Here is a 7159-nt window from a genome sequence, read left to right as displayed (position 1 = left end):
CAGCCGCGCCGCCGCCAGCGAAAACGCCGACGGCGCTGGCAGGCAATGCATTTCCGCCGCCGCGATATGCCGGCTCAGCGTCGAGCCAACGCCGTAACTAAAGGGGTCGCCACTGGCCAACACACACACCCGTCGCCCCCGCCACTGCTGGATCTCGGCGATGCCATCGGCGATCGGCGAAGGCCAACACAGGCGCTGCTGGCCCTCGCGCACGGGAATATGCTCGAGGTGTCGCCGCCCGCCAACCAGCAGCTCAGCTGCCACAATTGCCCCTTGAGCCTGCGCCCCCAACCCCTGCCAACCGGACTCGTCCAGCCCCACCAAGGTCAACCACGGCGACTGACCGGACAAAGACCTGAACTGCCCATTCATTGTAGAATCCCGCTCCCATTTTCTTTCTGTCGGTAACCCTGCAACAGGGCACCCCTGTGAGTTCTATGCATGTACTAATCCTCGGCGGCACCCGCGACGCGATGAATTTGGCCGACCTGCTGCTGGCCGCTCCGCAGTTCACTGCCACCTATTCTCTTGCCGGGCGCACGCGCCGCCCGCTGCCCGCCGCACTGCCCACCCGCCGCGGTGGCTTTGGCGGTGTTAGCGGTCTGCAGCAGTGGCTGAGCGCGCACCATGTGGCTGCAGTTGTCGATGCCACCCATCCCTTTGCCGCGCAAATGTCAGCCCATGCGCTGCAAGCCTGCCGCGCGCTGGGCCTACCCCTGGTGCGTTTTGGCCGCGAGCCCTGGGTCGCCGGCGATGGCGACAACTGGCAGCACTGCGCGAGCCTCAGCGCCGCCGCACAGCGGCTAATCAGCCACGGCCAGCCCGGACAACGCATACTGCTGGCCACCGGCGGCAGCACCCTGCATCACTTCGACCATATTCACGACCGCCACTTCGCCGTGCGCTGCGTCGATCCGCCCCAGCCACCACCGCGCTTTAGCAGCTGGTCACTGATCGAAGATCGCGGGCCGTTTCAGCTCGACGATGAACGCCGGCTACTGCGCGAGCAGCGTATCGATACCATTGTTTGCAAAAATTCCGGCGGCAAGGCCGCACAGGCAAAACTGCTGGCGGCCAGAGAACTCGGCATTGAAGTCATCATGGTCGAGCGCCCCGACATTGCCCCGGCAGATGCCGAGCTATTCGATAGCCCCTCGGTGCTGCAGTGGTTACAGACGCGGCTAGCAACTGCGCTCAGCTCTCAATAACCGGGTAGCTGCGCGGACTGTACATCCAGCGCCGCTGGCCGTGGTCAAAGTAGCGCGCCTGGGAATTGCCGACGATCACCAAGGTGCGCATATCTACCCACTCGGGGTCGGCCTCGGCCAGTGTGGTGTAGTGCAGCGCCTCGTCCTCTCGACCAATGGCGCGGGCAAACACCACCGGCGTCTGTGGCGGCTGTTCCTCGCGCAAAATATCCAGCGCGGCGCCCAGCTGCCAGGGGCGATGGCGGGAGCGCGGGTTGTAGAACGCCATGGCAAAATCGCCCTGCGCCGCGCAGCGCAGGCGTCGGCACACCAGCGACCAGGGCTTGAGCACGTCGGATAAGGAGATGGCACAGAAGTCGTGCCCCAGCGGCGCGCCGATCTTGGCCGCCGCCGCCTGCAGCGCCGAAATCCCCGGATAGATACCCAGTTCCACATTGTCCCAGCGCGGCTGATCCGCTTCGCTCAGGCATTCGCACACCGCCGCCGCCATGGCAAAAATGCCCGGATCACCACCGCTGACAATCACTACCTCGCGCCCCTGGGCGGCGAGTTCAAGCGCCAGCACCGCGCGCATCAGCTCCTCGCGATTGTCGGAGATGTGCAGGCGCATCCCCGGCCGGGCAATGCGCCGGACGTAGGGCCCATAACCCACCGCGTCAGTGGCGCGCGCAATTAATTGCGCGGTTTCTGGGCTGAGCCAGTGCTCGCCCGCCGGACCGCAGCCGATCACGGACAGCCGGCCACTCACAGCCGCTCTCCACGACCGGGAATCAACACCATAGAGAAGTACGGCGCCTGCACCTCACCAAGCTCTGACAGGGGCATTACCCGCTGCTCGGGCAAGCTGGCCTTTTCGACATACCAAGCGCGATCGGCAACACCCAATTCATTGGCGATACGACGGATGCGCGGCAAATTACTACCCACTTTCATAATGGCCATCGCCTGCCCTCCCGCCATGCTGTCGCGCAAGGCCTGGTCGTCGAGAGTGCCCGGCACCACCTTCAGCATATCGTCGCGCATCACCAGCGGCTTGGGCAGCAGGGCACTGCAGGCCATAATCGAATTGACACCCGGCACGATGGTAATCGGGTAGCGATCCTTTAAACGCAGAAAGACATGCATAAAGGAACCGTAGAAAAATGCATCGCCTTCGTTGAGCATCGCCACCGAACGCCCGGCGGACAGCTCACCGGCAACCGCCTCGGCGGCCTCGTCAAAAAATGCCTCAATGCTGTCGCGATATTCACCACTCGTGTGAGGCAGCTCGGTGGTCACTGGATACTCCAAAGCCAATTCGCGGTGGTCATCGCGAATATGGGCAGCGCAGTTATTGCGCGCCCGGCCGCGACCACCGCGCTTGCAAAAATACGCCACCACCGGGCTGTCTTTGATCAGCCGCACTGCTTTTAAGGTCAGCAGTTCCGGATCACCCGGACCCACCCCAATGCCGTATAAACGGCCCGTTTCCACTTGAGCATTCACCGTAAAATTTCCTTGTCATTCGCCAGCGCATTGACGGCGGCAGCGGCCATGGCGCTCCCGCCGCGACGACCACCAACCGTTATAAAATCCACATCGGGGTTAATCGCCAACGCCACCTTGCTTTCTGCGGCGCCGATAAAACCCACCGGAAAACCGAGAATTGCCGCCGGCTTGGGCCAGCCGCGATTAATCAGATTCAATAGATGAAACAGGGCGGTAGGCGCATTGCCGATGGCCACCACCGCGCCGTCAATATGCTCTCGCCACAGCTCAACGGCCGCCGCACTGCGGGTGTTCTGCAGCGTTTTTGCCAGCGCCGGCACCGCCGGATCGTGCAGCGTACAAATCACCGGATTATCGGCGGGCAAACGCGCGCGGGTGACCCCGCGCGCCACCATCTCGGCATCGCAAAGAATCGCCTTGCCGCCGCGCAATGCAGCTTTTGCCGCCTGCGCGGCACCAGCAGAAAAGGCGATATCGTCAACGAGGTCGACCATGCCACAGGCGTGAATCAGCCGCACAACGCAGGCCTCCATGTCAGCGGGAATCGCCGTCAAGTCGGCCTCGCGGCGAATGGTCGCGAACGAGTCGGCGTAGATTGCCGAGCCATCGCGAATGTAATCGTGCAAATCTTCTGTCAAAACCCTCTCCCTAAATACACCTCGAAGCACTAATCTTTAATGCGCACACCGCGCGCCACTAAGGCCCAGGCCGTCACAGCGGCAACGGCGGTGAGCAGCGGCAAAAAAATAAAGGTCAATGGCAAATTCACCGCCGGGGTATCCAGCAAGCCGTAGCGAAAGCCTTCAACGATATGCATCATCGGATTAGCCAACGACCAGCTTTGCCAGGGCGCAGGTAATAACTGGGCGGGATAGAACACACCGCCGAGGTAAGTGAGCGGGGTGAGCACAAAGGTTGAAATCAACGAGGTATCGTCAAAGTTCCGCGCAAACACGCCGTTAATCAGCCCCAGCAAGGAGAACAGCAGCGCGGTAAACACCGCCACCGTCAGCCCCACGCCCACATGGTGGAACTGCATCGCGGTAAACGGCATCGCCAGCAAGGCCACCAGCGCACCGGCCAACAAGCCGCGCAGGGTACTGGCGGTGACAAACCCGGCGACAATCAACCACGCCGGCATTGGCGCGACCAACATTTCTTCAATATGGCGCTGCAAGCGCGCGCCAAAAAATGCCAGCGAACTATTGCTGTAGGCATTGCCGACTACCGCAAACATCACCAAGCCCGGCATAATAAAATCGGCATAGGCCTGGCCCTGTACCGCAGCCAGTTCGCGACCGACAAAATGACCGAAGATCAGCATAAACACCCCCGCAGTCACTACCGACGGCAGCAAGCTCTGCACCCAGCTGCGTAAAAAGCGACGCAATTGCTTGATCACCAGCCCCTGATAGGCGTGCCAGTAAACCGCCGTCATACCTCGCCTCCAGCCGCCAGCAGTTGCAAAAAGCGCGCTTCCAAGCGCTTGCCGTCATCATCCACACTGGCCACCTGCACGCCCTGCGCCGCTAACTCGGCAAACAGCGGCGCCAGATCGCGTTGGTGCGGCCACTGCAACTGCAATCGCAGCGGCTGCCAGTCGTGCAGCGCGGCCGCTCTGAGCACTGGCGGCGCAACAATCGGCGCTGCCAAATGCAGCGTTAACTGCCGCGAGTCTAAGCCTGCCAGCAGAGTATGCGGGGGGCTGCGGGCGATAATTTTGCCGTCGTCGATAATCGCGGTGTCATCACACAGGGTCTCCACTTCGTCGACATTGTGACTGGTCAGCAATATCGTCGTGCCCTGGCGATTCAGCGCCCGCAGCATTTCCCACAGCGCCAGCCTGGCCTCAATGTCGAGGCCGGCGCTGGGCTCGTCGAGTATCAGTAATTTCGGCTTGTGGACCAGCGCCCGAGCCAGCATCAACTTGCGCTTCATGCCGCCGGACAGCCCCCAGGCTTTGCTGTGCTGGCGCTCCGCCAAACCCAGCATCGCCAGCACCTCGGTGGCGCGCTGCTCGGCACTGCGTTTTGACAGGCCGTAGTACATCGCCTGACTGGCAACAATTTCGATCAGCGGCTCAAAGCTGTTGAAATTGGCTTCTTGGGGGAGCAGGCCTATGCAGCGCCGCGCCGCCACCGACTGGCGGCGCACATCGTGACCGAACACGGCAATACGGCCGCGCTGCAAGCGGCGCAGCGAGCAGATCAGGCCAATCAAAGTGCTTTTGCCGGCGCCATTGCGGCCCAGCAAGCCAAAGAACTGCCCCGCATCAATACGCAGATCGACGCCGCGCAGCGCTTCGCGCCCCTTATACTCCTTGTGCAGCTGTTGAATTAGCAGTGCCGGTTCAGTCATGACGGACTCCTGCATCGCTGGCATAACCGACCACCCGCCCCTGGCGGTCGAGCGCGGTGACATCAATCACCACGCTCTCTGGCAAGACGGCGTGGGCGCGCCGCAGAGCAATGCTGGCCACCGCGTCCCCCAGCGCCACCCCGGCTCGCTGACAGTAGCCCAGCGCTTCGATACTGGTATTGCAGCCGAGGATCTGCTGGCGCAAGTGCGCCGCCCCCTGCTCCGCCGCGCGCGCAGCCAGCCAGTCAAAATCAATGGCGCAGCGCCGGCTGTGGGTATCCGGGTGACCCGCGGCAAATTTACTCAACTTGCCAAAGCCACTGCATAGGCTCAGCCTCGGCAGCGGCTCGCGGCGCAAATATTTCAGCACCGCACCGAATAAGTCGCCCATTTCAATAATGGCACTGTCGTCCAAGCCATAGTGGCACTGGGCGTAGCGCTCGCTGGTACCGCCGGTACACGCGGCAACGTGGCGCAAGCCATTGGCGCGCGCCACATCGATAGACTGGTGAATGGAGGCGATATACGCCGAACAGGAAAACGGCCGCACGATGCCGGTGGTACCCAATACCGACAAACCGCCGACAATACCCAAGCGGCCATTCATTGTGCGCAGGGCTATACGCTCGCCATTGTCGATACCCACCGTCACCTGAAAGCCGCCGGCATAATTGAGCTGCGCGGCCAAGGCGTGCAAATGTTCGCGGATCATCTGTCGCGGCACCGGGTTAATCGCCGGCTCGCCAACCGCCAACACCAGCCCCTTGCGGGTGACCGTGCCAACCCCCTTGCCCGCCACAAACCTCACCCCCGGACTAGTCAGCAAGCGCAGCGCCACCCACAAGCGCGCACCGTGGGTGGCATCGGGATCGTCGCCGGCATCCTTGATCACCCCCGCCACCGCCTCGCCGTCGCGCAGGCAGAGATCAGCAATCGCCAGCGTCGGCTGGCGGCCGCCCGGCAAGGTAATCATCATCGCCTCACTGTATTCACCCGCCAGCAAATAGCGCGCCGCCGCCAACGCGGCAGCCGTTGCGCAAGAGCCGGTCGTCAGGCCACTGCGCAGCGGGCCGCGATGCTCTGGGGTTTCTTCGCGCATGCTTGCCGAACTCACTGCAGCCATTCAGGCAATGGGCACAATGCGCATAGCGGCAGGCAATACGTTGAAGGGTAATAGATGGTTTGGCATAGATCCCGATGCGTTTTCCCAATAAAAAAACAGCAATCGCGGTAGAAATGAAAAACCGGCGGAAACCGCAATGACCACGCGGCAACAGCCGCAGCACGCTAACCGGCCCGTCATTGCCCACCGCAATCCTGGCTATATCACTCGGGCCGGTCTACGGGCTGATGAGCGGGCGCAATGCCCGAGGTGACCGCCTTCCCATGCCGAAACACAGTGGCGTTGTGGTCACCCTTAACTCATTTACCGTTGCGGGGGCAGCACTGGCCTTGCGCTACGACGTAGTCGCGCACCAGTTTCCCGTTTAAACCCGCGCCGTGGATACGCGCGGGTCACCTGAGCGGGCGCAACATTATCAGGGTGTCTGTTGCGGGTCAAACAGCAATGCAGGGGCCGCTCAAAAAGGCATTCGCCGTTTAGCGCAGGCCCTCGGCGCTCAGGCGCTGACTCACCCGCTGGCGAATCTGCGCCGACAACTTGGTGCCGTAGTCGCGGCCGAGCTGATTCGTCTGAGCACTGATTTGCGGACTCGCCGCCAACAGGGCTTTGCCGAGGTCGGTATTGTAAAACGCCAGCAGCGATGCCAACTGTGCCTCGCTAAACTGCGCGGCATAAATCTGCCGAATCGCATTGGCGTAGCCGTCATTGGCAATAAGCTGCTCGTAGATCACCGCATTCACCTCCTCATCGACCAGGGCAAAGGCCGAGGGCGGCAAACTGGCATCGACCGCGCGCAGCTGCTGAGAAATTTTCTGGCTGAACAATTGCGAGAACTGCCCGGCCATCGTCGCCACCGACTGACCGGTCTGTTCCAGCAGAGTGTCAATCAGCGCGGCCTTGCCGTCACTGGCCTGAGCGTGAACGGGGCTAGCCAACACCAGCATGGCAATAACAAAAATACGAATTCTCATAGATCCCTCTG

The 7159-nt window shown here is 62.0% G+C and carries 9 protein-coding genes and 1 riboswitch; of the genes, 1 reads left to right on the top strand and 8 read right to left on the bottom strand.

All coding sequences use genetic code 11. The features are described from left to right. Positions 1 to 372, bottom strand: a 372-nt coding sequence (locus tag ABYM29_RS13970; protein WP_372865394.1) for an SAM-dependent methyltransferase, incomplete at its 3' end; no start/stop codon positions are given. A gap of 65 nt (positions 373 to 437) precedes the next feature. Here ABYM29_RS13970 and ABYM29_RS13965 point away from each other — a divergent pair. Continuing rightward, positions 438 to 1208: a cobalt-precorrin-6A reductase gene (locus tag ABYM29_RS13965; protein WP_372865396.1), complete on the top strand. Its 771-nt coding sequence runs from the start codon at positions 438 to 440 to the stop codon at positions 1206 to 1208. On the opposite strand, the gene cobJ is transcribed toward ABYM29_RS13965, so the two are convergent. The 7 genes from cobJ to ABYM29_RS13930 all read right to left on the bottom strand — a co-directional run. Continuing rightward, on the bottom strand, positions 1195 to 1956 hold the full coding sequence (cobJ, locus tag ABYM29_RS13960) for a precorrin-3B C(17)-methyltransferase (protein ID WP_372865393.1): 762 nt from the start codon (positions 1954 to 1956) through the stop codon (positions 1195 to 1197). The two genes, ABYM29_RS13965 and cobJ, sit on opposite strands and share 14 nt — an antisense overlap. After that, positions 1953 to 2693, bottom strand: coding sequence for a precorrin-2 C(20)-methyltransferase (locus ABYM29_RS13955; RefSeq protein WP_372865392.1), 741 nt, complete (start codon positions 2691 to 2693; stop codon positions 1953 to 1955). The genes cobJ and ABYM29_RS13955 overlap by 4 nt, the downstream gene beginning before the upstream one ends. After that, positions 2690 to 3322 carry a precorrin-8X methylmutase gene (locus ABYM29_RS13950; protein WP_372865395.1) on the bottom strand — a complete coding sequence of 211 codons (633 nt, stop codon included), beginning with the start codon at positions 3320 to 3322 and terminating at the stop codon, positions 2690 to 2692. Before ABYM29_RS13950 ends, ABYM29_RS13955 begins: the two co-directional genes overlap by 4 nt. A gap of 41 nt (positions 3323 to 3363) precedes the next feature. Beyond that, the gene (locus tag ABYM29_RS13945) at positions 3364 to 4134 is read right to left on the bottom strand and encodes an ABC transporter permease (RefSeq protein WP_372865391.1); all 771 of its coding nucleotides are present in this window, start codon (positions 4132 to 4134) and stop codon (positions 3364 to 3366) included. After that, complete coding sequence (locus ABYM29_RS13940; protein ID WP_372865390.1) at positions 4131 to 5054, bottom strand: ABC transporter ATP-binding protein; 924 nt, start codon at positions 5052 to 5054, stop codon at positions 4131 to 4133. Before ABYM29_RS13940 ends, ABYM29_RS13945 begins: the two co-directional genes overlap by 4 nt. Next, a complete protein-coding gene (locus ABYM29_RS13935; RefSeq protein ID WP_372865389.1) occupies positions 5047 to 6168 on the bottom strand; it encodes a cobalt-precorrin-5B (C(1))-methyltransferase in 1122 nt (373 codons plus the stop codon). The genes ABYM29_RS13940 and ABYM29_RS13935 overlap by 8 nt, the downstream gene beginning before the upstream one ends. Before the next feature lie 201 nt (positions 6169 to 6369). Further along, positions 6370 to 6592: riboswitch (cobalamin riboswitch) on the bottom strand. 61 nt (positions 6593 to 6653) lie between these two features. After that, positions 6654 to 7159 (bottom strand): DUF2059 domain-containing protein (locus tag ABYM29_RS13930; RefSeq protein WP_372865387.1); only part of this gene is annotated, 506 nt, incomplete at its 5' end.

This window comes from Spongiibacter sp. (assembly GCF_041602295.1).
Taxonomy (GTDB): domain Bacteria; phylum Pseudomonadota; class Gammaproteobacteria; order Pseudomonadales; family Spongiibacteraceae; genus Spongiibacter.
Note: the sequence above shows the minus strand (reverse complement) of the source record. Positions and strands in the feature narration are given on the sequence as shown.